Annotated in this window: 26 protein-coding genes; 9 read left to right on the top strand and 17 right to left on the bottom strand. The window is 61.8% G+C overall.

Annotated elements, in window-relative coordinates; translation table 11 throughout:
• Positions 1-5 precede the first annotated feature (5 nt).
• From G8767_RS09245 to fepB, 5 genes are read right to left on the bottom strand one after another with little or no spacing between them, the layout of a single operon-like run.
• Complete coding sequence (locus G8767_RS09245) at positions 6-863, bottom strand: siderophore-interacting protein (RefSeq protein ID WP_124567198.1); 858 nt, start codon at positions 861-863, stop codon at positions 6-8.
• Positions 864-884: 21 nt separating this feature from the next.
• Positions 885-1,709 (bottom strand): ABC transporter ATP-binding protein, encoded by an 825-nt coding sequence (locus G8767_RS09250; protein WP_124567199.1) that lies wholly within the window; start codon positions 1,707-1,709, stop codon positions 885-887.
• Positions 1,710-1,732: 23 nt separating this feature from the next.
• The gene (locus G8767_RS09255) at positions 1,733-2,782 is read right to left on the bottom strand and encodes an iron chelate uptake ABC transporter family permease subunit (RefSeq protein WP_206029168.1); all 1,050 of its coding nucleotides are present in this window, start codon (positions 2,780-2,782) and stop codon (positions 1,733-1,735) included.
• Between the two features lie 2 nt (positions 2,783-2,784).
• Positions 2,785-3,846 (bottom strand): iron chelate uptake ABC transporter family permease subunit, encoded by a 1,062-nt coding sequence (locus G8767_RS09260; RefSeq protein WP_260395409.1) that lies wholly within the window; start codon positions 3,844-3,846, stop codon positions 2,785-2,787.
• 4 nt (positions 3,847-3,850) lie between these two features.
• Entirely contained in the window at positions 3,851-4,864 is a 1,014-nt protein-coding gene (fepB, locus tag G8767_RS09265; protein ID WP_166809944.1) for a Fe2+-enterobactin ABC transporter substrate-binding protein, read from the bottom strand.
• 107 nt (positions 4,865-4,971) lie between these two features.
• On the opposite strand from fepB, the gene G8767_RS09270 reads away from it, so the two are divergent.
• Positions 4,972-6,588, top strand: a complete 1,617-nt coding sequence (locus tag G8767_RS09270; RefSeq protein ID WP_166809945.1) for an AraC family transcriptional regulator — start codon at positions 4,972-4,974, stop codon at positions 6,586-6,588.
• Here G8767_RS09270 and G8767_RS09275 read toward each other — a convergent pair.
• Entirely contained in the window at positions 6,576-6,953 is a 378-nt protein-coding gene (locus G8767_RS09275; protein ID WP_166809946.1) for a VOC family protein, read from the bottom strand. The two genes, G8767_RS09270 and G8767_RS09275, sit on opposite strands and share 13 nt — an antisense overlap.
• A 97-nt stretch (positions 6,954-7,050) precedes the next feature.
• On the opposite strand from G8767_RS09275, the gene G8767_RS09280 reads away from it, so the two are divergent.
• The 3 genes from G8767_RS09280 to G8767_RS09290 all read left to right on the top strand — a co-directional run bounded on the left by G8767_RS09280 (position 7,051) and on the right by G8767_RS09290 (position 8,679).
• On the top strand, positions 7,051-7,776 hold the full coding sequence (locus tag G8767_RS09280) for a TetR/AcrR family transcriptional regulator C-terminal domain-containing protein (RefSeq protein ID WP_166809947.1): 726 nt from the start codon (positions 7,051-7,053) through the stop codon (positions 7,774-7,776).
• A 32-nt stretch (positions 7,777-7,808) separates the two neighbouring features.
• Positions 7,809-8,228: a hypothetical protein gene (locus tag G8767_RS09285; RefSeq protein WP_346842968.1), complete on the top strand. Its 420-nt coding sequence runs from the start codon at positions 7,809-7,811 to the stop codon at positions 8,226-8,228.
• An 88-nt stretch (positions 8,229-8,316) separates the two neighbouring features.
• A complete protein-coding gene (locus tag G8767_RS09290) occupies positions 8,317-8,679 on the top strand; it encodes a hypothetical protein (protein ID WP_234036585.1) in 363 nt (120 codons plus the stop codon).
• A 7-nt stretch (positions 8,680-8,686) separates the two neighbouring features.
• On the opposite strand, the gene G8767_RS09295 is transcribed toward G8767_RS09290, so the two are convergent.
• The 3 genes from G8767_RS09295 to G8767_RS09305 are packed head-to-tail and all read right to left on the bottom strand — an operon-like array spanning position 8,687 to position 12,188.
• A complete protein-coding gene (locus G8767_RS09295) occupies positions 8,687-10,324 on the bottom strand; it encodes an AMP-binding protein (RefSeq protein ID WP_166810084.1) in 1,638 nt (545 codons plus the stop codon).
• 14 nt (positions 10,325-10,338) lie between these two features.
• Positions 10,339-10,803 carry a MaoC/PaaZ C-terminal domain-containing protein gene (locus G8767_RS09300; RefSeq protein ID WP_166809949.1) on the bottom strand — a complete coding sequence of 155 codons (465 nt, stop codon included), beginning with the start codon at positions 10,801-10,803 and terminating at the stop codon, positions 10,339-10,341.
• Positions 10,804-10,817: 14 nt separating this feature from the next.
• Positions 10,818-12,188, bottom strand: coding sequence for an MFS transporter (locus G8767_RS09305; RefSeq protein WP_042448184.1), 1,371 nt, complete (start codon positions 12,186-12,188; stop codon positions 10,818-10,820).
• Between the two features lie 219 nt (positions 12,189-12,407).
• On the opposite strand from G8767_RS09305, the gene G8767_RS09310 reads away from it, so the two are divergent.
• The 3 genes from G8767_RS09310 (at position 12,408) to G8767_RS09320 (ending at position 14,285) form a co-directional block, all read left to right on the top strand.
• The gene (locus G8767_RS09310) at positions 12,408-13,106 is read left to right on the top strand and encodes a TetR/AcrR family transcriptional regulator (protein ID WP_240952064.1); all 699 of its coding nucleotides are present in this window, start codon (positions 12,408-12,410) and stop codon (positions 13,104-13,106) included.
• Between the two features lie 36 nt (positions 13,107-13,142).
• Complete coding sequence (locus G8767_RS09315) at positions 13,143-13,994, top strand: PHP domain-containing protein (protein ID WP_166809951.1); 852 nt, start codon at positions 13,143-13,145, stop codon at positions 13,992-13,994.
• Positions 13,995-14,069: 75 nt separating this feature from the next.
• Complete coding sequence (locus G8767_RS09320; protein WP_095971749.1) at positions 14,070-14,285, top strand: hypothetical protein; 216 nt, start codon at positions 14,070-14,072, stop codon at positions 14,283-14,285.
• 8 nt (positions 14,286-14,293) lie between these two features.
• Here the strand turns inward: G8767_RS09320 and G8767_RS09325 are convergent, their stop codons facing one another.
• The 3 genes from G8767_RS09325 to G8767_RS09335 all read right to left on the bottom strand — a co-directional run bounded on the left by G8767_RS09325 (position 14,294) and on the right by G8767_RS09335 (position 16,608).
• Complete coding sequence (locus G8767_RS09325; RefSeq protein ID WP_166809952.1) at positions 14,294-14,821, bottom strand: CinA family protein; 528 nt, start codon at positions 14,819-14,821, stop codon at positions 14,294-14,296.
• Complete coding sequence (locus tag G8767_RS09330) at positions 14,818-15,297, bottom strand: hypothetical protein (RefSeq protein WP_166809953.1); 480 nt, start codon at positions 15,295-15,297, stop codon at positions 14,818-14,820. The genes G8767_RS09325 and G8767_RS09330 overlap by 4 nt, the downstream gene beginning before the upstream one ends.
• A gap of 162 nt (positions 15,298-15,459) precedes the next feature.
• Positions 15,460-16,608 carry a glutamate--cysteine ligase gene (locus G8767_RS09335; protein WP_166809954.1) on the bottom strand — a complete coding sequence of 383 codons (1,149 nt, stop codon included), beginning with the start codon at positions 16,606-16,608 and terminating at the stop codon, positions 15,460-15,462.
• A 171-nt stretch (positions 16,609-16,779) separates the two neighbouring features.
• On the opposite strand from G8767_RS09335, the gene G8767_RS09340 reads away from it, so the two are divergent.
• Positions 16,780-17,073 carry a hypothetical protein gene (locus G8767_RS09340; protein WP_095971745.1) on the top strand — a complete coding sequence of 98 codons (294 nt, stop codon included), beginning with the start codon at positions 16,780-16,782 and terminating at the stop codon, positions 17,071-17,073.
• Positions 17,074-17,130: 57 nt separating this feature from the next.
• On the opposite strand, the gene G8767_RS09345 is transcribed toward G8767_RS09340, so the two are convergent.
• The 4 genes from G8767_RS09345 to G8767_RS09360 form a co-directional block, all read right to left on the bottom strand.
• Entirely contained in the window at positions 17,131-17,400 is a 270-nt protein-coding gene (locus G8767_RS09345; protein ID WP_166809955.1) for a Rho termination factor N-terminal domain-containing protein, read from the bottom strand.
• 104 nt (positions 17,401-17,504) lie between these two features.
• On the bottom strand, positions 17,505-19,673 hold the full coding sequence (locus tag G8767_RS09350) for a catalase (RefSeq protein WP_166809956.1): 2,169 nt from the start codon (positions 19,671-19,673) through the stop codon (positions 17,505-17,507).
• A 143-nt stretch (positions 19,674-19,816) separates the two neighbouring features.
• Positions 19,817-20,053, bottom strand: coding sequence for a CsbD family protein (locus tag G8767_RS09355; RefSeq protein WP_003943084.1), 237 nt, complete (start codon positions 20,051-20,053; stop codon positions 19,817-19,819).
• Positions 20,054-20,283: 230 nt separating this feature from the next.
• Complete coding sequence (locus G8767_RS09360; RefSeq protein ID WP_346842969.1) at positions 20,284-20,748, bottom strand: hypothetical protein; 465 nt, start codon at positions 20,746-20,748, stop codon at positions 20,284-20,286.
• 271 nt (positions 20,749-21,019) lie between these two features.
• Here G8767_RS09360 and helR point away from each other — a divergent pair, with 271 nt between their 5' ends.
• Complete coding sequence (gene helR / locus G8767_RS09365) at positions 21,020-23,242, top strand: RNA polymerase recycling motor ATPase HelR (protein ID WP_346842970.1); 2,223 nt, start codon at positions 21,020-21,022, stop codon at positions 23,240-23,242.
• Here helR and G8767_RS09370 read toward each other — a convergent pair.
• Complete coding sequence (locus tag G8767_RS09370) at positions 23,204-23,965, bottom strand: IclR family transcriptional regulator (RefSeq protein WP_095971733.1); 762 nt, start codon at positions 23,963-23,965, stop codon at positions 23,204-23,206. The genes helR and G8767_RS09370 overlap by 39 nt on opposite strands.
• Positions 23,966-23,996: the final 31 nt, after the last annotated feature.

Below are 23,996 nucleotides of genomic sequence, written 5' to 3' on the forward strand. Positions count from 1 at the left end.
TCGCGTCAGATCCCGATTGCCAGATCGTCGATATCCGCAAGTGTGCCGCCATTTTCGAGGATGCTCGTGTAATTCCGAAGTCGGTTCTGATCGATCTCGGTGGTGCTCACTCCGCGCTTCCAGTACCCGAAGACAACTACATCGTCCTTCGCCAGGCCGACGGTCTTACGGAAATGCGCTCGGATGGAACGCATCTCATCGCGCTCCCCGGCTCCCCACACTGCGTAGTCTCCTGGGTTCTCGAGTTCGAGAGCGTGCTCGGCGAGACGCCCTTCCACGTGGTGCAACTCCAGGCCGGGAATCACGGGCAGTTCCGCGAAAGCCCCTGCATCACCGGTGGCTACCCAACCGACGCCGGTCAGTCCTTCCGGCCACTGGAGCAGGATCGAATAGAGGGCAGGTATCGCGGTGTCGTCGGCGAACAGCGCGACGCGGCGACCAGCGACCTCGGGAACGAGGAAGTGCGGGCGGGGACCGGTGAGCGAGAACGAGTCACCCACACGAAGGTCGGCTGCCCACTTCATCATCGGACTGGTGTGGCCGTGCAGCACTACGTCGAAGGTCATCGAACCGCTCGACGCGTCGAAGGTGCGCACTGTGTAGACGCGAGAGACGTCGCCGAACTTCGGACCGAGCTGGATGCGGAATGCGACGTTGGGACGCAACCAATTCGGGTCTTCCGCCGACGAAGTCAAGTGGACGGTGATGCGCGAGATGCTCTCGGTCGGCCGTTCGACGCGTTCCACGACAGCGACCACGTCGTTGAGGCCACGGTCGTGGTCTTCGCCGCGTGGCGCTTTCACCGACGCAGAGGACGAAGTTTCTTCGTTTCGGGCTTCTTCGGGGCGAGGTGAGGTTGTCATCGTTTTCTCCTGATCGTGGTTTCAGTTCTGGACGGGTAGCTGACTGACAGGTCTGCGGTCACGCGGAACAACAAGTGGCCGTCCGGTTTCCGGATCTTCGAGGACAAGAGCCTCGAGGTCGAACACTTCGCGCAGCAACTCGGGGGTGAAAACCTCCGAGGCACTGCCCTGCATGACTATTTTCCCGGACCGCATCGCGACTACGTGCGTGGCATATCTGGCCGCGAGGTTCAGGTCGTGGAGGACTGCCACCAATGTTCGACCGGCCTGATGAAGTTGGGAACACAGGTCGAGAACTTCGATCTGGTGGGCGATGTCGAGAAAAGTGGTCGGTTCGTCGAGCAACAGCACCGGAGTACGCTGCGCGAGGGTCATGGCTATCCACACCCGCTGACGTTGTCCACCACTCAATTCGTCCACCAATTGATCTGCTGCATATCGCATTCCGACCTCAGCCAGCGCGTCGGAGACGACGCGCTCGTCTTCGGGCGACCATTGGCGCAGCATGCTCTGATACGGATAACGGCCGCGGGAGACCAGGTCTGCGACACTGATCGCGCCGGGCGAAAGCGGGGACTGCGGCAACAGAGCGATTCGGCGAGCGACGTCCTTGGTTCGGTAGGACCGAATATCGTTACCGTCGAGCACAACCCGACCCGATCGAGGTGTGAGCATTCTGCCGAGCGCACGCAACAATGTCGACTTGCCGCACCCGTTCGGTCCGACGACCACGGTGAACCCGCCGTCGGGGATTTCGAGAGTCAACTCGTCCACGATGGTTCGATCGGCGTAACGGAGTTCGATCTTCTCGGCGTGGAGCCGCGGCACTGGCGTAGCTGTAGTCATTGATCTCTTTCGTAGCAAAGTTTTCAGGCCTGACGGGCCAGCAGCCAGATCAGATAGGCACCACCGAGCAGACTGGTGACAAGACCGACCGGAGTGCGGAGACCGACCTCGACCGCTTGCGCGATCAGGTCGGCACCCGCCAGCAGAACTGCGCCGAGCAGGAAGGAGGTCGCGACAAGAACACCGCTGCGCCTTGCCAATCGTCGTGCGATCTGGGGAGCTGCGAGCGCAACGAAAGCGATGGGGCCGGTAGCTGCTGTCGCTGCTCCGGTGAGCGCGACCGCAAGCAGGATGCCGGCAAATCGGTATCGCTCCACGGAAATTCCGAGTGAGGACGCTGCGTCGTCGCCCATCTCCATCATGGTGACGCGCCTGGACACCACGACGAGAGCAGGAACGAGAACACCGACGGCGATCGCAACGCTGACCGCGTGTGGCCAACCGCGCCCGGTCAGTGAACCTGCCGTCCACTGCTGCACCACGGTGGCGTCGTCGATATCCGCGCGCACCACCAGGAACGACATCACGGCACTCAGCATCGCGCCCACGCCGATGCCGACCAGGACAAGTCGAAGACCGCCGCTGACTCCGTCTTTGCGAGCGAGTGCGTACACGAGCAATGCGGTCAGCATGCCGCCGAGGACAGCGGCACTCGCGGTCTGCAGGGCCCCGCCGCCGAAGAACACGATTTGAACCACCGCCGCAGTCGCAGCGCCGGTGGTGAAACCGATGATGTCCGGCGAGCCGAGTACATTGCGCGAAAGCGTCTGGAAAACCGCGCCGGCCACACCAAGGCTTCCGCCCACTCCGATCGCCGTGATCAGCCGCGGCAGCCGGCGGTTCTGGACAGACCGAACCGCCGCTGGCGTGCCTTCGCCCTGCAGTGCGCGCCACACGTCACCCAAGGACAGATCCAAGGTTCCGTACATCAGCGTGACCAAGGAAAGGGCTAGAAGTGCCGCACTGATTGTCATGGCTACGAACAGCACTCGCGGAACTATTCGCCACGACCACGAGCCGATTCGAACCACCCAGCCTCGAAACAGCGGTGGGACCGGCTGCGCGGCAATCATGTTCACAGTGACGCCACTCGCCGCGAGCGAACGAGCGCAACAAATAGCGGACCACCGAGCACTGCCACCGCGATCCCCGTCTGCAGATCTCCCGGCGCGGTGGCAACGCGACCGAGAACGTCGGCCAAGAGCAGAAATGCCGGAGCGACGACGAGCACACACGGCAGTAGCAACCGCAGATCCGGTCCGACGACGCCCCGCACGATGTGCGGCGCGGCCAGCCCCACGAATCCGAGCGGTCCGGCCGCCGCGGTGGCGGCCCCTGCCAGCAGGATGACTGCGACAGCGGACCCGACCCCAGCGGGTCCGGTGCGGGCGCCAAGACCTTTCGCGACGTCCTCACCGAGCGCGATCGCATTGAGTGGACGAATCAGCAACAACGACAACCCGATACCGACGATGACGAAGGGAAGGACGGTGACGATCACGTCTCCGCCGCGCCCCTGCAACGAACCCACTGCCCAGAATCGGAACTGATTGAATGCGGCCTCGTTGCTGATGAGAACCATGCTGGTGAGCGCCGTGATCGCCGTTGCCACAGCGGCACCGGCAAGCGCCATGCGCGCTGGGGTCGCGGCGCTGCGATGCGCAGACCCCAACATGTACACCCCCACCGAGGCTACGGCCGCGCCGGCCAGCGCGAACCACAGATAACCGCCGACCGAAGTCACCCCCAGATAAGCAATCGCAATCACGACTGCCGCTGACGCTCCGGCGTTCACACCGAGTAGCCCCGGATCGGCCAGAGGGTTGCGGGTGATCGACTGCATCAGCGCACCGGCCAGTCCGAGTGCGGACCCGACCACCAGCCCGAGAATTGTTCGAGGCAAACGTGATTCGATCACGATCAAGTGCTCGTTGTTACCGGCGTCGTAGGAAAGAACTGCGTCGAGCACCGTGGAGACGGGAATGTTGCGTGAGCCGAGGACGAGTCCTCCGACGGATGCCAGCACGATCACGACGATGGAGACGACGACCAACAACCCCGCACGCGCGGCCGTCCCGGACCTCAGCGGCGCTTCGGTCCGGGGCGGTGCGGTCCGGGACGGTGCAGAAATACCCACGCGGTCATCCACCGAACGTGGACACCAGCGACTCGACTGTCTGCTTTGCACTGAAGTAGTCGAGACGGAAAGCCGCCGTACCCATGGCGTAGACCCGATCACCCTTGACCGCAGGTTGATTGGCTAGAAGCGGATCGGCGGCAAGTTGCTTCTCCACGTCCTTGGGTCCCATCGAGACGGCGAACAGCGTCTGCGAACCGTCGAGTGCGGCAGACATGTTCTCGGAGCTGACGATCGCGACGCCGGAGGCTCCCCGCTTGTCCGGCGCGACGAACTGCTCGGCAGGCTCGGCATAGGTGAAGCCGAGCGAGGCCAGCAGATTGCCCTGCGGGCTGTCGGCTCGGAACGTCCAGACACCGTCGGCACCCATGTAGACCAGTGCCGTCACCGGCTGCTCGGGAAGCGTGATCTTCGCGGCTTGGGTGGTGACCCAGCTGTCGTATTCGTCGACGGTCTCGGCGGCCTCGCTCTCGAGTCCGGTCACGGTCCCGAGCTGATCTGCGAGCTCCTCCCAGGAACTGGCGCCGTAGTCGAGAAGTACGGTGGGTGCGATGTCGCTCAGCTGCGCGTAGGCGTCGAGCGTCGAGTCGCCGCCGTTGGCGGACCCGATGATCAGATCGGGCTCGAAGGTCTCGATTGCGTCGAGGTCCAGCTCGAGATTTCGGTAGAGCACCTCGACGCCACGATCGGCTGCCACGCCCGACCACTGGGAGAAGAACCCCTGGCTGTCGGTCATTCCCGACGGCGTTGTCGCCGCACTCGCGACCACCGGAGCACCGATCGCAAGCAGTGTGCCGGTCAACGACGGCGAGGTGGAGACGATCCGAGTCGGCTTTGCGGTGATCTCGGTACTGCGGCCGCCGTGCTCGACGGTGCGTGGCCATCCCTCGGTGGACCCGGAGGTTGTCTGGTTGCCCTCGTTTCCGGTGTCACTACCGGACGAATTGGAGCAGCCGGCAAGAGCGAGGGCGACGACCGCGGCGAGTACTGCCGCCGTCGGACGTAGAGATCTGCGCATGAGTATGTGGCTTTCTGAAGGTACGAGGGTGCGCCGCTGCGAACGCAGACGGACCGGAGGTAAAGTTAGCCATACTTAAGTAGCAAGGGTTGTCCAGGAGCGCCAACGTGTTACCACTATCGGGAAGGTCGGACCAGATCTACGTGGGCCCGATCCGTGCCGGCCGCACCGAGCCCAGCACGGGTCGCTCACCCCTTCTGTTCTGGGTTCTTGCAGGCAGCGGACGCGTCAGAACCGGATCGACCGTCTACGAGGTGCCGGCAGGGGAGTTGCTGTGGATCCCCGCGGGCGCACGATACGCAATGGAGACGGACTCGGATTCCGTCGCGTTTCCCATCCTGCTCCCACCCTCGGACGGCGTCACCGACGGACCGGCCACCGTGACACGGCTGCGCGTTCCGCCCGGCTGGGAAGACCGACTGATCCACGAGTTCGTTCACAATCTGGGCTATCTACGCGGGGACGCGGCAAAACCGGCGTCTCTCTTCGAGATGATCGCCCGGGCAGACGACGGGTCCACGTCGCTGCCGCGATTGCCGCACTCACGGGAAGCGTTCGAAATCGCGCACGCCCTCTTGCGAACACCTGGCACCGACGACACCGAAGGACAATTCGCGAAGCGCGCCGGGATCAGCACTCGAACGCTCCAGCGGTACTTCGTGGAGGAGACCGGCCTCACCTTCACCCGCTGGCGACTTCGAGCGCGGATCGCCGCCTCGTTGGAGTACCTGAAGCAAGACCGCGAGATCAGTTGGATAGCAAACGAAGTCGGGTTCGAAACGGGCAGCGGATTCACTCGCGCCTTCCGAGCCCAGATGGGAGAGAGCCCGAGCGACTATCGCCGACGGACCCTCTCCGGTCCGTCCGATCGCAGTACGCGAACCGACGATGACCAGGCCTTGGTCCGGATGCTCGCAGAGTCCAGACGACCCGGCGAGACCGCGCCACCGATACCGGCCAACGCGACGTGGCCGCGCGTCAACGGAGCCCACGTTGCAGTGTGGGTCTACCGAGGGCGAGCCCGGGTGGATGTCGCCCACCGCAGCTGGGAACTGCGCACCGGCGAGGCCATGATTCTGCCTGCAGGCGTTCGCAATACAGTCACAGTTCCGTCCGGATCACTGCTGCTCCCGCTCGGCTTCCGTGCCTCGAACGGGTCGACCGTATCTGCCGACGCTCTCGAGACCGTCCAATTCTCCCCCGATGACGAGTTGGCATTGCTGCACACTTTCGTCGCCGCCTACACACCCTTGCGCCCGCGGGGCCACGACAGCACCGCGGTGTTCGACATCATCGCCACCGGGCCACTCGCACAATCGGTTTCAAACGAGGGCAATGCCGATTCGATTGCCACGCGACTGGCAGCGACAATCGCAGCCCGGCCGGCCGACCCTCGCACTCTGGAGGAGTGGGCCCAGGAGTTCGGCACCGACGCGGCCAGGCTGCGCCGGGAGTTCCGGACCGAGACCGGCACCACGTATCCGCAATGGCGATCCCTTTCTCGGATGACCCAGGCACGCACCCAACTGCAACTCGGGATTGCACCCGGCACGGTGTCGAGGAACCTGGGTTACGCGCACCTGCCCGCGTTCAGCCGAGCGTTTCGCACTGCGCACGGAATCTCACCGCAGCGCTTCCAAGCCCAGTCCGTCGAACGCGCCCTCTGGTTACGTTCGGTGCCGCGCGCCGCCGAGCCGAGCACTCGGGTTCCTCACATCCACTGAACGAGTTGCCACACGATGCCGTTGGGATCGACGAACTGGCAGTAGCGCTCGCCCCACGGTTCGGTCTCCGGCTCGGTGACGACGGAAGCGCCTTCGGCGGCGATGCGCGTGAACTCGGCGTCGACGTCATCGACCACGAATGCGATGAGCATGCCCTGGCCGGCCGAACCTGCGACGAAGTCGGGCTTGAACGTCCCGAGCCCGGTGCGCAGGAAGACCACGTTGACCCCGGCATCCGGATGATTCAGGGAAACGAAGCCGTCGTCGGCCATGGCCTCGGTGAAACCGAAATGAGTTTTCGCGAAGTGGGCCGAGGCGTCCGTGTCGGTGACGTTCAAGGACAGAGCAGTGCTGGTGATTTTCATCGTGGCCTCCATGATCATAAACCTTGTGCAGTGCATACAGTATGTACCGTATAAGGTATACCACCGTTGAGGTATTCCCGATTTCTGGAGACGACTGATGGCACGCGAACTGATCGACCTACTCTGGCGCGATCACCCCCTGGCACCGAAGGGTGGCGCCCGTGGCCCGCGCGCGAAGGTCACCACCTCACAGGCGGTCGACGTCGCCATCTCCGTCGCGAACACCGACGGCCTCGACGCCGTGACCGTGCGTCGCCTGGCCACCGACCTCGGCATCTCGGGAATGGCGCTCTACACCCACGTCGGATCCCGCGACGATCTGCTGGTGCTCATGGTCGACGCCGTACACGCGAACAGCCCACGTCTGCCGTACGGAAACCTGACGTGGCGCCAACGCGTTCGTCGGGTCGCAGAGGAAGAACTTGCCCTCTATGCGGAGCATTGGTGGCTCCTCGACATCACCGATCAGCGCTCCGCGTTGGGTCCGGGAACTATCGCGAAGTACGACCACGAACTTCACGCGTTCGACCGCACGGGACTGACCGACATCGACCGGGACTCCGCCCTGACATTTGTCGCCGACTTCGCCCGATCCTCGGCGCAAGCACGGCGCCCCGACCCTCGCGCAGCCGACATGGCCGAGGTGTGGTCCTCCTGGAACCAACGCCTGGCCGCTTACCTCGGCGACGACTTCCCGTTGGCTCAGCGCGTCGGCGGCGCGGCGGGAGAAGCGAAGAACACCCCGTACAGCCCCGAGGCGGCGTGGGAGTTCGGGCTCGACCGGGTACTGGACGCTCTCGAGGGGCTTGTTCACATCGAATGACTCGTTCAGATCGAATGACATTATTGCAATTCGTGGGTGACAATATCTCCGTGCAGCGCTTCGCTTGGTCTCGACGGTTCGGTGGCAAACCTTCGTTGTTCGAACCGCGAGAGCTGTTGCACGCCTATGAGAATCGGTCGACCCGAGAGGTGCGGGATTCCGGCGAGCTTCTGATCGAGATTCCGCTGAGCGACGCGAGCATCTTGGAGATCACCATCCTCGATCCCTCCGCGGACTGGATCGAGCCCCGAGTTCGAGGGCTGTGCAGTTCGCTGGACGAGATCGACCGACGAGCCCAACGCATCCTCCGCGGGGGATTCAGCATCGGCTGGATCGAACTCGAATCAGAGCGACACGGCATCATCGACTATTGGGAAGACGGCGTGAACAACGAGTACCCCGTCGCCATTGTGTGGAACGGAAATTCCTGGGAAGAAGCGACGACCACCTAGCCCCGAATTCAGCGGCATATATCCGCGAAGACGGGGTAGACGAGTAGATACCAGCGGCACATCGACTCAACTCCAGGCGTGGTGGACAATGTTTCTCAGCGACCAGTCAATTCGTCGTCACACCCGCCGTTTCGGAGCAGCTCTGTCGCCTTCACACAAGTGGCCTCCGCCCACCGAAACACAGCGCATCGCACGCTGGAGTGAGCGGTCGGAGATGCTCGGCGCGCTGTCGGTACTCCTGTTCTGGGCTTTCGGTTTCGGCATCCTGCTGGGGGCGGGCGCGATTACAACAGGAATCTTCGCGCTCCGACGTCACCCGAAGAAGTCTGGCGGGCATCTGCTCTCGAATGCCCGCCAGCTGCCCTGGGATGCAATAGTCGGCCTCTTCACCGGCGTCATCGGTCTTGCCCTGAGCGGTTGGTTCTTCGTCGTGGTCCTACCCAACATGTAGGCGTCTGCTAGCCGAGACCGTTGGCGTGCGTGGCCAATGTTCGGAGTTCCCGTCGCAGTATCTTGCCGGTGGTGGTGAGCGGCAAGCTGTCGATGAACGTGATCTGCCTGGGATACTGATAGAAAGCAAGGCGACTTTTCACGTGGGTCTGCAACTCTTGGCGAAGCTCTTCCGAAGACTCCGTTCCTTCGGACAGAACGACAAAAGCATGAACAGCTTCCCCTCGCAACGGATCCGGCACACCGATGACACCGGCCATGGCTACCTCGTCGTGCGAGAGCAGGCACTCCTCGATCTCTCCGGGACCGATTCGGTACCCGGCGGACGAAATGACGTCATCTGCGCGTCCCTGGTACCAGAAGTTCCCGGCGTCATCGGTCCGACCCAGATCGCCAGTGTGAATCCAACCGTCGTACACCTTTTCATCGGTCTTCGACGGTTGGTTCCAATAGCCGAGGAACTGTCCGGGATTGCCTGCCTTCACACAGATTTCACCTACCTGTCCCACCTCGACCGGCTCGCCGAACGGATCCCGCAGGGTGATCTCGAAGCCGGGAAAGGCCCGACCCATCGAACCGCTGGCGGGGTTCCACCTCGAACGTGAAGTCCCGATGGTCAGATTCATTTCTGTCTGCCCGTAGAACTCGTTGACATCTACGCCGAACGTGCTCGCCACCCAGGCTTGCAGGGCGTCACCGAGCGCCTCGCCACCAGTTCCCAATGCCCGCAACTGAATACCACGCGCAGCAGTCTTGTCGATGCCGATACTTCGCATCTGCTTGAGCGCGGTGGGCGGAATGAAGGCGCCCGTAACCTTGTGACGGCTCAGTATCTCGACCGCACGCGCCGGCGTGAATTTGTCGGGCGTCGCGACCACGGGACACCCCAACGCAAGTGCGGGGAACAGTACGTCGAACAGACCACCGATCCAGGCCCAGTCTGCCGGCGTCCAGAAGACGTCTCCCCGCTGGGGAGCATTGTCGAACGCCGTCCGCACACCGGGCATGTGCGCCAGGAGGATTCGGTGCCCGTGGAGCGCACCTTTCGGATTACCGGTCGTTCCCGAGGTGTAGATGATGATGGCGTGTGAATCGGGACCGGTGGCCGCCAATTCCGCGCTTTCTGCGGCATTGTCGACGAGGCTGTGGAAATCGAGGAGTTGAACGGGCGTCGAATGAAACTGCTGATCGAAATCTCCGACAACGATTACGGCTTCGAGGCCAGGGATGTCGCTGATTCCGTCGACGACTCGTTCGTAACAGTCCTTGTCGATCACAAGAACCTTTGCACCGGAGTCACGCATTCGATGTACTAGCGCATCCGCGCCGAACTTGACCGAAAGCGGAACGGTGACCATTCCGGATCGGAAGGCGCCCAGATGTGTCGCGAGAACCTCGATCCCCTGTGGGACCATCACACCGACGCGGTCCCCTGAGACAAGGCCGAGGTCCGCGAGCACGGTTGCGAACTTTCGGCTTCTCGTGGCAACTTCACCGAATGTGTACCGAGTCCAGTGTCCAGCGGTGTCTACGACCAAGGCTAGATCATCTGGATTCTGCACATCGACACATGCGTGCGCGATGTTGAATTGCTCTGGCACAGTCCATTCGAAGTGTTCTGCTTCGAGATCCTGCCACCATGGCATATGCGGCCGAGAACTCACCGAGCACCCACTTCGAGGTCGAGGGAATAGGTCTCGCCCACCAGGAAAGAGAATTCGCCGGAGAAGACAAGGTCTCCGTCTTGGTTGACGAGTGAACCTTTCGACGTCACGATCGCGGTCTCACCGTCCGAGCGCGGGCGCACCGACAGCACTTCCGACACCGCATGCACCGAGTCGCCGAGGTAGGTCGGCCTGTGGAATCTGACCTGGTCGAGCCCATAGAAGCACTGCAGATACCGGGGATCCAACTCCACCAGGCCGAGCAAGGTGGACAACATGAGAGCACCGTGGGCGATCTGTCGACCGAAGCGCGTCTGCTGCGCGTAGTCGGGGTCGAGGTGAAGAGGATGGCGGTCCCAGGTGAGGTCGGCGAAACTTCGCACATAGTCTTCGGTGACGACTCGCGGGTCCGTTACCGCAATGTCTCCGACAGAGATCTCCTCGAAACTCTTTGTGATCATTGAAGTTTCCTCTATTAGTTGACAACCGTTGAGCGTTGATCGACCGGCGGCAGATACGCCCCGTTGTCATCGATGTACATGTCGCGACTTCCTTCGTCGAGATCGGTGTCACGGACGAAGTAGACGCTGATCAGCGAAATAACCGACAGGGCAGCGATATACACAGCGACCGCAAACGATCCTCCGGTTGCGCGAACCAACATGGCGGCAACCATCGGCGCGATTGCACCACCCAAGAGCACCCCGATCTGAAAAGCGATGGACGCTGCGCTGTACCGCACCCGTGCGTCGAACAATTCGGCGATGAACGTCGCCTGCGGCCCGTACGAAATGCTGAGCATGAATGCGCCGACTGCCAATGCGCCGGTGGTGATCCAGAAGTTGCCGGTATCTATCGCGGCGAATGCAACGAAGACCCACACTCCCATGCCGGTGATGCCGACCATCAGGATCCGGCGTCGGCCGAATTTCTCGGACAGTTGGCCGAAGATCGGAATGAAGATGACTGCAACGAGCGCGGACACCATGACGGCGCCGAGCATGAGGTTTCCGGACAGCAGATCGAACTGATCGGCGTATGTCAGGCTGTAGGTGTTGAGGATGTAGAAGTAAGCGCCCGTGCTGATCATCGAACCTGCGGCAAGAATGATTTGGCGAGGATAGTTCTTGAACGCGTCGACCATCGGAATCTTGACCGCGGTGTTCTGCTGCTTCACGCGAGCGAACGCGGGTGTCTCTTCCAACGCGGTGCGAATGTAAAGTCCCACGGCAACCAACGCGATACTCAGCAGGAAGGGAATTCTCCACCCCCACACCAGGAATTGGTCTCCGGTGAGCGCCTTGGTGCCGAACATAACGGCCGTCGCCAGCAGAAGGCCGGCCGGCACACCGACCTGCGGCATGCTGCCGTAGAAGCCGCGGCGATTCTTGGGTGCGTATTCCACAGCAGTCAGAACTGCACCGCCCCACTCACCGCCGACACCGAAGCCTTGAATCAGTCTCAGCAATACGAGAAGAATCGGGGCCCACACGCCGATCTGGGCGGAGGTCGGAAGGACGCCGACCAGGAACGTCGCGGCTCCCATCAAGAGAAGTGCAAGAACCAGGACCTTCTTGCGTCCGATGCGGTCACCGAAGTGGCCCATCACAACGCCCCCGAGCGGCCGCGCCAGGAAGCCGACCGCGAAGGTGGCGAACGAGAGAATCGTCGCGAGCGCGGGATCTGCACCCGAAAAGAACAGTGGCGCAAAGACCAGCGCGGCGGATGCGCCGTAGATCTGAAAGTCGTACCACTCGATCGTGGTGCCGACCAGAACCGATCCCGCCACACGCCGCAGGGCAGGCCTGTCGACAGTTGCGGGAGATGGAGGATTCGCGTCGTTCATGTCATTGCTCCTTGTATGGAGTGCCCTGTTAGCTCTCGCACCGAGAGGGAGGCTCGACAAGGAGACTATGCAGTGACCCAGGGCACAGTCAAGCTTTTTTCAATCGATCGATTGATTAGTCGAGACGCAATTCGCCAGTATATGAATAGCTATCAATCAACTGATTGACGGTCAGTCGATTTCGGCGGCGATGCTAGCATGATTGGGCAACCAACCGAAATGAGGATCATGGACCTGGGGCGCGTTCAACGGGCGGCAGTCACGCTGTTCGCGACGAAAGGGTTCGCCGCCACCGGCATTCGTGAACTCGGAGCAGAAGCCGGCATCAACTCGGCAACGCTCTATCACTACGTCGGCAGCAAAGAATCACTGTTGGCTTCGATCATTCGGTCGTGCCTCGACGAGCTGACGCAGTCGGGAGAGCGGGCAATGCGTCGCAGCGCCGATCCCGTAGTCCAGCTCGCCGGCTTGGTGTCCTCACACGTCGGCATTACCGCCGTCAACCAACTGACTGCCCGCGTCGCCGAGTACGAGATGCGCGGGTTGACCGGCGACAACAGAATCGAGTTGCAGACGCTGCGCGACGAGTACGAGCTTCTTTTCGGACAGATCCTCGAACGCGGCCAACGCGTGGGAGCCTTCGACATCGAAGATCTGGCCTTGAGTCGACTCGCGATACTCGAGATGTGCACCGGGGTCGCGCACTGGTACCGGCCCGGTGGGCGCCTCGAGTTGGAAGATGTACAACGATTCTTCGTGAGCACGACGTGCAAGCTTCTGTCGGTTCCGTCTGACGAACTGAACGGCGTGGAATTCATTCACGACGTTCGAAAGCTGGACAGCGAGCCCGAGACTCAGTCCTCTGAAATTTGGGGCACCCACGCACAGAGCGACTTCGTGCGCCGGTCCGAACCGTAATCACACCAGAACTCCCGGCTGTGGTACGCACTGAACATGCACCTACCTGCGGACAGCCATGTTCACAGTGAGTGGTCGTGGGACACCGGCGGACCACAGTCCGACGCTTCCGGGCGAATGCAACAGACTTGCGCGCGTGCCGAAGCAATCGGATTGTCCGCGTTGGTGTTCACCGAACATCTCGACTTCGATGCTCGTTGGCGCACAACCGCCGCAGATCTGATGCCCCATCAAATTCATCTGCTGAGCACCGACGGCTACGTCCGCGTACCGATCCTCGACCTCGACGGCTATCTCGACAGCATCGAACGATGTCGACACCGTTTTCCTGAATTGCAGATTCTCACCGGAGTCGAGTTCGGGCAACCGCACCTGCACGAAGCGCAGGCGACGCAACTCCTTGATCTCGGTGTCATCGACCGAGTATTGGGTTCCTTGCACACGCTCGAAGTCGGCGAAGATCGAAGTGAACCGAACACTCTGTTCCGCATTTGGGACGCCGACGAGGTCATGTGGGCGTACCTCGAAGAGATTCCGCGCATGGTCGCGGGTTCCCGCGTCTTCGAAGTGTTCACCCACATCGACTACGCGGTGCGCGCATGGCCGACCGAAAGTGCGGGACCGTTCGATCCCCGCCGATTCGAAGAGGGATTCCGAAATGCCATGCGCGCCATAGCCAACAGCGACCGGGCCCTCGAGATGAACACCCGTCGGCTGTGGCCCTGGATACCCCAATGGTGGAGCGAAGAGGGAGGCAAAGCGGTGACATTCGGCAGCGATGCACATGTGCCCGAAGCTTTGGCAGCCAACTTCCCGGAAGCGACAGCGATGCTCGAGCACTACGGATTCCGTCCGGGTCAACGTCCGGAAGAGTATTGGACCCGCTGATCCACCTGATTCCAAGATCTACATTTTCCGTGAACTCGGGTTGTCGGAGACGGATCAACCCGCAATAGTCGATGTATGGATCGGTACAAGATCACGATGCCCGACGGCTCTTCGACCGAGGAACCTTTTAACTCCGACATGGAAGCAATCACTTGCGCAGTGGATGCCAACCGAGGAGTCAGCAAGAACCTCGTAGTCGAAAAATACACGGCCGACGGTCATCTGGTTCCTACCGCGCAGGCACCTGCGAAACAAACAGGTCGTCACAAGAAGAACCGTTCGAAGCGTTGAATAGTCGACTAGATTCCAACTCTCGAAATCGGTGTGTGACGACCGGATCCGTGACGCAGAAGTAGTTGGATCGCATGCTCGACGGTCGCTCCCAGGACTGCTTCGGGGTCACCTGAGAAAACCTGTTTCTCTGTTTCCGCGGTCCCATGGTCGACGACACCGAACCACACTGTTCCCGGTGGAACGTTCTCCTGGGTATCCGGCCCGGCTTCGCCGGTGACAGCCAGTGCCAATGTCGCGCCGAACAGTGTGGCAGTGCTGTGTGCCATGACCCGTGCAGCGTCCTCGCAGACGACCGGGCCGTCAGGAACATGAAGAACGGAATGCTTGACCGCTCGGGTATAGGCGACGATCCCGCCACAAAACCACGATCCCGCGTTCGGTGCCTTCCCCAGATGTGCAGCGATGTTCCCGGCAGTCAACGATTCCGCTGTGGCGACTGTCAGGCCACGCTCTTCGACCACGGTGGCCAGCCGACGGCACAGCGCGTCGAGGTCCTTGTTCGACTGAATTTCGGGACGTGGATCGTCAGTCATATGTTGCCACTCTTGTCTTCGCTCCTCCCTACGCCGGTCTGATGTGCCGGCCCCACTCCACTTTCGCTGGAAGTCGATTCAGTGGTCTCCGCGGCAGGTTGCTCGTCCGCGGGGGATGCAGTTCGACCACCGGCAGTCTCTTCCGCCGGTGGTGCCTTGAACTCGGAATCGGTGACCGGTTCGCCGGCCCCTCCGGTGTTCGGCCCACCAGAACTCTCGGCCTCCTTGAAGGCCGACTTCTTTGCGGACTCCTGACGTCCGTCGTAGGGCGGCACAGCCGGTTCAGACGCGGTGGGCTCGGCAGGAGTCGTCTCAGTTCCTTCCACCCCCGAGATCGTCTCCTCGTCGTCGAACGAACCGGAAGGGCGATCTACCGGACCGCCTCCGGGTTCATTCGAGCCCGTGCCTCGCGAGCCTACGGCTCCACGCGCAGACTGAGGTTCCTCGGACGCCCGCTCGCCAGATTCGTTTTTCATGACTAACCCTTCGCCATCATGCAACTCGCGACGCGACCTACAGACGGGATGACTTCTGCACGGGGAGTCGACAAGTCCTCATTTCCAGTGAACTCGGCACGAAATTGGAAGTCAACGCCTCCCCGTTTCCAGTAGGCCCCGTTATCTGCAGGTCCCGGCGGCCTACAGCTCACTGACCTCTTGCGAACTGCACCCTTCGAAAGTGCGTCGGGCGCACTCGTCGATCACATCGGCCACCCGTGACCGGCGTGCGAGTTGCCGGCGCTGCACGATCGCTCCGTTTCCGTTACTGAAGACCTTGTCCAAGGACGCCGTGACCTGCTCGAATTCTCCGAATGCGGTCAGAGCAGGTTCGACATGATCGACCAGTCGCCGAACCGCCTGGTGTGCAGTCAGCAAGCGTACCGATTCGACGTCGAGCGACCTCCCGTCGAGTCCGTCACGCGCCGCCCGCCAGCAAGCCGCGCGGAGTAGCTCCTGATCGACGGCAGGCGCAACCTCACCTTTGGTGATCGCAGCGGATGCGGTGCCGACGAGTGCCTGCACCAGTGTGGCCAGAGTCATCGTCTCCTCCACGGTGGCGGGAACGTCGCTGATCCGAATCTCCACGGTGGGAAGGTGATCCGACATGCGCACGTCCCAATAGACCATGTGCGGATCGAGAATGACCCCAGTCTCCAGCATCGCTGCAACAGCATCTTCGTAGTGCCCCACGGACTCGAAGAAGGGCGGCGGACCCGAACTGGGCCACCTGCCGAACAGAACGTAACGCCAACTCGCATAACCGGTATCGCGTCCGGCACTGATCGGCGAGTTCGCCGTCAATGCCAACAAGGTAGGTAACCACGGACGCAGATGATTGATGATCTGGACCGATCGTTCTCGATCTTCGACACCCACGTGGATATGGCAACCACACATCACACCTTCGGTGATCGCACCGAATTGACCGGCCATTCGTTGGTATCGCGACTTCTGTGTGATCTCGTCGACCGGTGGATCGTAGAAAGGCGTCCCGACTGCGATGAGTTGGCAGCCCACGCGGGCAGCGGCATCGGCGGTGAGGGCACGGGACTCACAGAGTTGATCACGAAGATCACGAATGTGACTGCCGATCGAAGTGGCCGTCTCCACCTGACAACGCGTGAGTTCGAGTTGCAGCGAGATACCGAGTTCTCGCCCCGCGGCAGCAACCTCGGAATTGCGGGGGCTGGGATGCCCAGTCTGGGGATCACAGAGCAGAAACTCCTCCTCCACACCGAGAGTCGGTGTACCTACGGAGAATAGGTCGGGATTCGGCTTCGCATTCATAGGCCTTCCTCGCACCGGTTTCCTGCACATCCGATACTTCGAGCGTACGACGTTCTCCGTCTTTCGGCACTACTCCATCCGTTTCATCCACTCGTCGATCGGGTAGTTGCCCTGTGAACAGACGACGAGCGAAGAATCGCAAGTCTTCATGAGCTCAGGAGGGAGTGTGCCGTGACCAACGCGAGCGGGAGTTCACCGGTAGATGACGAACACACCAATCGATCGCACGTCGGGGAGGCAATCAGCGACGGCCGCAACTATCCCGGATACCTGCTGATCGGTTTGGGCCTGGCAACACTCGGATTGACCTTGGTGGCAGCAGGTTACGGATTTCGCGGTTGGGCAGTCATTGCAGGCATCGTGTGCGTGGTGTCCTTCATCGTCGGGACACTGGCCATCTTGATGGAACACCGTCGGGTCAAGCGACTGGAAGGTCAGGAACTCTTCGATCAAGAAGGGCACTGAGCCGAACGCTCGAGTCGTATTCTGCACAAGCAGAATACGACTCGAGCAGAATGGAGCTCAGTGATTTCGGAGTTTCTCGATCAGCTCACCCTTGTTCAGTTTCGAGTAGCCGTGCAGATCGAGTTCCTTGGCGCGTTCGTTCAGCTCGTCGACCGTCCACTCCTCGTACGGCGAGGATTGCCCGCCGGACTTGGCGACATTCGACCGCCCTCGATTGGCGGCCGCATTGGAGATTCGGGCCGCCTTCTCCTTGGAATCGCCCTTCTCGCGTAGCTCTTCGTAGAGTTCTTGATCCTTGAGCTGAGGTTGTGAGTCCTTGCGAGCCACTGTTTCGTCCCTTCACTCGTCTTCACTCCGGCGGTGTGGCCGAACTTGCGGTGTGGCCGAATTGGCAGTTCGGCCACACCGCAAGTTCGAACGTACGCCGACACTCAGGATGTGGGCGGCACCTCGAAACGCCCCCACACGCGGTGCGTCTTCAGAAGCTGAGCCAGCGAGGCCAGGGCCCCTTCCGCGTCCGCATCGACCACGACTCCCAATGCAGACTCGTCGATACCGGCGGCGGCCAGCGCACTCATGCTCTCACCCCAACCACCAATTGCCTTGCTGTGGCGATACATTTCGTTCAGCAGAGTCTCCACCCGTGGATCCAACTTGCCCTCGCCGATCCGAGAAACGTCGCCGCTCAGCAGGATTGCGTCGAATTCGATCGAACGAGCTGTGAGGTACGTTCGCTGCACCGTCACCGCGTCGTCACCGTCCCCGATGGTTCCGCCGTGCGGGCCGAGGATCAGCGGCACCATACCGGCGTCGAAGATCTTGTCTCGAACGGCGACAACCGTTTCGAGGTCGGAGTTCTCGTCGACCAGTAGTGCGATGATCCTTCCGTCTACCGGCCATTCCTCACCGACCTGGGACAGCGCAGGGCTGAGCTCCGGATCACTCAACGGCTCCGTCGGTTCGGGAACCGGAAGTCCAAGCCCCCCTGCGACGATCGACACGAGACCCGCGTCGATGTTCGCCAAGATTCCCAGATTCCGGATCTTGATGTTCTCCTCGTAGCACTTACCCAGTTCGAAGGTATACGCCTGCGCGACGTGCTCCTGCTCGACAGGGGAGAGACTGCGATAGAAGAGTCGAGCTTGCGAGAAGTGATCGTCGAACGATGCCGGCGCCTGCCTCACCTTTCGCCCTGAAACTTCCTCGGGCACCTCGATGTAGGCCGCGCTGTCCGCCGAGGCCAGGAACGGGCACCCGCCGTCCAACGAATTGGGATGGTACGGCGCGACTCCGGTATGCACACCGTCCTGATGGAAGCCGTCGCGGAGCATGTCGTTGACGGGCGAGTGAGGACGGTTGATCGGAATCTGGTCGAAGTTGGGGCCACCGAGTCGCGTGATCTGGGTGTCGAGGTACGAGAACAAACGCGCCTGCAGGAGACGATCGTTGGTGATGTCGACGCCCGGGACCAAGTGACCCGGATGGAATGCAACCTGCTCGGTCTCGGCGAAAAAGTTCGTCGGATTGGCATCGAGTGTCATCGTTCCGATGACCTGAACCGGTGCGAGTTCTTCGGGCACGATCTTGGTGGGATCCAAAAGATCTATGCCTTCGAACATTTCGTCTGCGGTATCAGGGAACACCTGCACGCCCAGATCCCAGGACGGATATGCGCCCGCCTCGATGGCGTCGGCAAGATCGCGGCGATGGAAATCCGGATCCACACCGCCGGCGATCTGCGCTTCCTCCCACACGAGTGAATGCACTCCAGCGGCCGGCTTCCAGTGAAATTTCACCAGATTCGTCTCGCCGTCGGCATTCACGAGCCTGAACGTGTGAATGCCGAAGCCCTCCATCATGCGATAGGAGCGCGGGATGCCTCGATCGGACATGTTCCACAATGTGTGCGCCGTGGCTTCGGTGTGCAGCGACACGAAATCCCAGAAGGTGTCGTGAGCACTCTGCGCCTGCGGAATCTCCCGGTCCGGGTGAGGTTTAGCGGCATGGATGATGTCCGGGAACTTGATTCCGTCCTGAATGAAGAACACCGGGATGTTGTTGCCCACCAGATCGAAGACACCTTCGTCGGTGTAGAACTTGGTGGCGAAGCCGCGTGTGTCTCGGACGGTATCCGCCGAACCGCGTGAACCCAGAACTGTGGAGAAGCGTACGAATACCGGGGTTCTGGCACCGGAAGCGAACAACGAGGCTTTACAGATGTTTTCGGCTGCACCATTGGCCAGGAACGTGCCGTGCGCGGCCGCACCGCGGGCGTGGACGACGCGTTCCGGAATTCGCTCGTGATCGAAATGTGTGATCTTCTCACGCAGATGGTGATCCTGGAGAAGAGTCGGGCCCCGCTCGCCTGCGGTGAGTGAGTGGTCGGTCTCGTAAAGCCGTGTACCGGTTGCAGTGGTGAGGTACTCCCCCCGCTGGCCGCGACCGTTTCCCTTCACCTTCTCCTCGGCACCCGCGACGGTACGCACCTCCGGCTGCCGCTGGTCGTCCTTGGGCGGCAATGGCTGTCGAGGCTTGACCGGCTCTTTCAGGTCCGGCGCTTTCGGGGCCGGTGCACCTGGGACGGACTGAGATGAAGGCATCGAACAGCTCCTCTTGATCGTCATGCTGGGCGCACGAATTCTGGTACGCCCTAAGTAAGTAGAGATTTCAAACTGAATGCGGAGCCACGACTCACCCCCGGGCTGGGATCAATCCCAGGCCGAGGGCGACGAGTGCGTCAGGGCTATTGCTCGGACTTCTGTCGCGCTTCGTCCGCGGCCGCTTCTGCGCGAGCCTTCTCGGCTTCTGCCTCTTTCTTCGCGACTTCTCGTTGGCTTTCGGCTTTGTCCTGCTGAGCACGGCCCTCTCGGGTCAAACTGTCGTTTCCGGAGACCGCACCAACGGCTTCCTTCGCCTTACCCTTGACGTCCTCTACAACGCCTTTGATGCCCTCGCTGGGGCCGCTCTTGTCGTCTGGCACGTTGACCCTCCAATTCGTTCGGATTCTCGCTCGGGGTTCCCGCGCAGGCAGGACTCCCACACAGAAGGCCCTACCCCGTCGAAATTCGCATAAACATTCAGTGCTGGGACGAGGTGCGGGCATGACTCCTGTGGTCGAACTGCGACGTTGTTGCACCAGTGCGAATTTCGTTCAGCGTTACGTGCGCGACGCTTTTGTTCAGTCCGGCCTCGAGTAGCGATCAACCGTTCTCAGAAACGGTCGACCGGGCACAGGAATTGGCGGGACTCGTTCCAGAACGGGAAGAGGTCTGTGGTCGTGGCCGCGGGGTGGTCGATCCCGGCGAGAGTGTAGAAATCGAGGATCGTCCGACCAGCGGTTGCGCTGACCTCGCATGCCTGCAAGCTCAGCTTTGCCTCCGCCACGAAGCCGATGCTGCGGGCAAAGGGACCGAGAGTCCCGGCATTGACGAAGCTCTCGAGATTTTGTCCCCACTGGTTGTAGTCCGACTGCAAAGCAAAGCTGCATGTTTCGCCGAACAACTCGGTGCAGGTGGTCGGCTGCCCACCGATCGTGTGCTCCGTATCGGCAAGCTCGTGAGAGGTGCGTTCGCGCGGGGATCCGGAAAGCAACAGCAAGATGGCGACGGCCAAGGCAACCACCAGAAGGATGCTTGCGGCCGTTGCCAGTATCGCCTTCACAATCCCTCGATCCACGTAAGTTCATGAGGGCAACCGATTTTCGAACACCGGCCAGTACATTTGTACCCGCGGCGTTCAGGGTCCAAACATCGACCAGGCTGGGAGCCGTACGTCAGTCTGGGGGATCTGTTATAGGAACTGTGAGGGAGGATCAACACTCCCTTCCACTATCAATGTATATCTCACCGGGGGCCTTGCGGCAAGACCCGGGTAGTGCCGCAGAATGGCTCTTCCGATCCCGCACGACCGACTACGGGATCGGAACAGCCAGCGGAAGTGAGGGCACGTGCCAACCCAGGGACACGAAGAAGAACTGCGATCCGAGCGGAACTATGTGGAGGGGCTCTACGCACGCCTCGATGCGGAGCGCGCCCGAGTCAAAGGCAGGTACAACACCGCTCTGCGCGGAAACGGCGAGGCACTCATGGAACGCGACGCCGAGGTGCGCGCACTTGCCAAAGAGGTGAAAAGGCTGGACGTAGCCGACAACGGACTGTGCTTCGGCCGGTTGGACTCGCTGTCGGGTGAGACTTCGTACATCGGCCGAATCGGCCTTCTCGATGCGGACAACGACTATGAACCGGTGCTGCTCGATTGGCGGGCGCCGGCGTCTCGCGCGTTCTACGTTGCCACCGCTGCCAACCCGGAAAACATGCGTCGACGCCGTCAGTTCCACACCCGTAGTCGACGCGTGGTCGATTTCACCGACGAGGTACTCGGACGCCCCGACGGCGTAGAACACGACGCGCACAGCGACTCCGCCCTGCTCGCGGCAGTCAACGCACCCCGCGGTGAAGGAATGCGGGACATCGTGGCGACGATCCAGGCCGAGCAGGACGACATCGTCCGGCTCGAGCACCCAGGGGTGTTGGTGATCGAGGGTGGCCCGGGTACCGGGAAGACCGTCGTCGCCTTGCACCGCGTCGCCTACCTGCTCTACACGCAGCGAGAGCGGATGGAACGTCACGGCGTTCTCGTGGTCGGGCCGAACCCGGCGTTCTTGAACCACATCGGCCGCGTACTGCCCTCGCTGGGAGAGTCCGACGTGGTGTTCATGACCACCGGTGATCTCGTTCCCGGCCTGCGCGTCACCGCCGAGGACACCCCGGCCGCCGCCGAACTCAAAGGTTCGCTGAAGATCCTCGACGTTCTCGGCGCAGCGATTGCCGATCATCAGCGATTACCCGAGAACCCGCTGTTGATCGAATTGGCGGACGTCACCGTGCGAATCGACGCCGAAACCGCGGAGTGGGCCCGAGAAGAAGCCCGTACGAGCGGACTCCCCCACAACGACGCTCGCACTGTGTTCACCGAAATCCTCACCTGGGCGCTGACCGAACGGGCGATAGCGCGGATCGGCAAGGGGTGGTTGACACGCAGTGACCGTGAAGCCTGGGAGCAAGTGCGAGCAGACCTGACCGCAGAGCTGGTGGAAAACAGCGCGTTTGGCGCGGCGCTCGACACCCTCTGGCCGATCCTGACTCCGAAAGAGCTACTGACACAGCTGTTTACTTCTCCGGCACGACTACGTGCGGCAGGCGCGGACGAGAAGCTGCTTCGCCAGGACGGTGACGGCTGGACCGTCTCGGACGTTCCGTTGCTCGACGAATTGGCGGACATGCTCGGCCGGGACAAGCCCGTCGACCAGAGTGCCGAACGTGAACGCCGCGACGAGGCTGCGTATGCAGCGGGCGTATTGGACATGATGATCAGCCGCGAGGACCTGATGGACGACGAGGATCACCTTCTCGCCCAGGACATGCTGTACGCCGAGGACCTGGCTGACCGCTTCGTCGAACGTGATACCCGGGAACTCGCCGAACGCGCTGCTGCAGACCGTGACTGGACGTACCGGCATATCGTCGTCGACGAGGCACAAGAACTGTCCGAGATGGATTGGCGGGTCCTGATGCGCCGTTGTCCTGACCGGTCTTTCACCGTGGTAGGCGATCTCGCGCAACGACGTTCACCGGCCGGTGCCCGCTCGTGGTCGACGATGATGGAGCCGTATGTCCCCGGTCGCTGGATCTACCGATCACTGTCGGTGAACTACCGCACGCCGGCCGAGATCATGAGCGTCGCCGCCGCATTGCTCGCCGAGTTCGCGCCGGGAGTCCAACCACCCGAGTCCGTCCGCGCCTGCGGGATCGCGCCGTGGTCCAGACAGATCTCGGCCGACGAACTGGCCTCCGCCATCGACGAATTCAATCAGGACGAGGATGGGCGCGAAGGTACGAGCATCGTCATCGGACCTGCGGATGTGCCCGGCGCCGTGCCGGTTTCGGAAACGAAGGGCCTGGAGTTCGATGCCGTACTCGTGGTGGAACCGGAACGAATCATCGCCGACGGTCCACGCGGCGCATCGGAGCTCTATGTCGCCCTCACCCGCGCCACCCAACGTCTCGGCGTCTTGCACGAGGGTCCGCTGCCGCAAGCCCTGAGCGGACTCGTCCAGTTCGAGACGGCGAGGTCACCGCAATCGTTCGCGACGAGCGATCGTGCTGTGTAGCCCTTCGGCAGCCGCGCGAACGTAAGGCACTTGGCTCTCGGGAACGAAGCGGCTGGTGGGGCCGGTGACACTGATGGCGGCGACCGGTTTGTCGTTGGTTCCGAATACCGGAGCCGCGACACACGCAAGACCAGGGGCCGATTCCTCACGCTCGAACGCAATGCCGGTCTCGACAACTCTGTTCAGTTGAGTGTTGAGAATGCCGGGCGCGACAATTGTGTGCGGGGTGCGCCTGGTCATCGGTTCCGACAGCACTTCGCGGCGAAAATCGCTGTCGGAGAACGCCAGGAGTGCCTTTCCGATCGCAGTGCAGTACAGCGGTATCCGGCCACCGGTCCGAGACGGGGAGTTCGCTTGTCGATGTCCGCCGATCTTCGCGACGTACACGACGTCGTGGCCGTCACGGACCCCCAGGTGGACTGTCTCGTGGGTCCGCTCGTACAAGTCTTGGAGGAACGGCATCGCCATCTCCAGGAGGCTACGTTCGAGAGAGGCGAGCATGCCGAGTTCGAAGAGACCGCCGCTGAGTCGGTAACCGCCGTCGATGCGGTCGAGTAGTCGGTTCGCGACCAGTTCGTTGGCCAGGCGGTGCACCGTCGCCTTGTGCAGTCCTGTCCGTTGGACCAGGACGGCCAGAGGCAACATGTGGTCGTCGGCCCGAAAAGCTCGCAGGATCGTCACCGCCTTGCCCAGCACGGTGTCGAGGTTTGCGCCGCCAGTCACGTGCCCAGCGTATCGCTGAGTGAGACAGTTC

Origin of the sequence: Rhodococcus sp. IC4_135 (assembly GCF_011602025.1) — a bacterium.
Classification (GTDB): Bacteria; Actinomycetota; Actinomycetes; order Mycobacteriales; family Mycobacteriaceae; genus Rhodococcus_F; species Rhodococcus_F baikonurensis.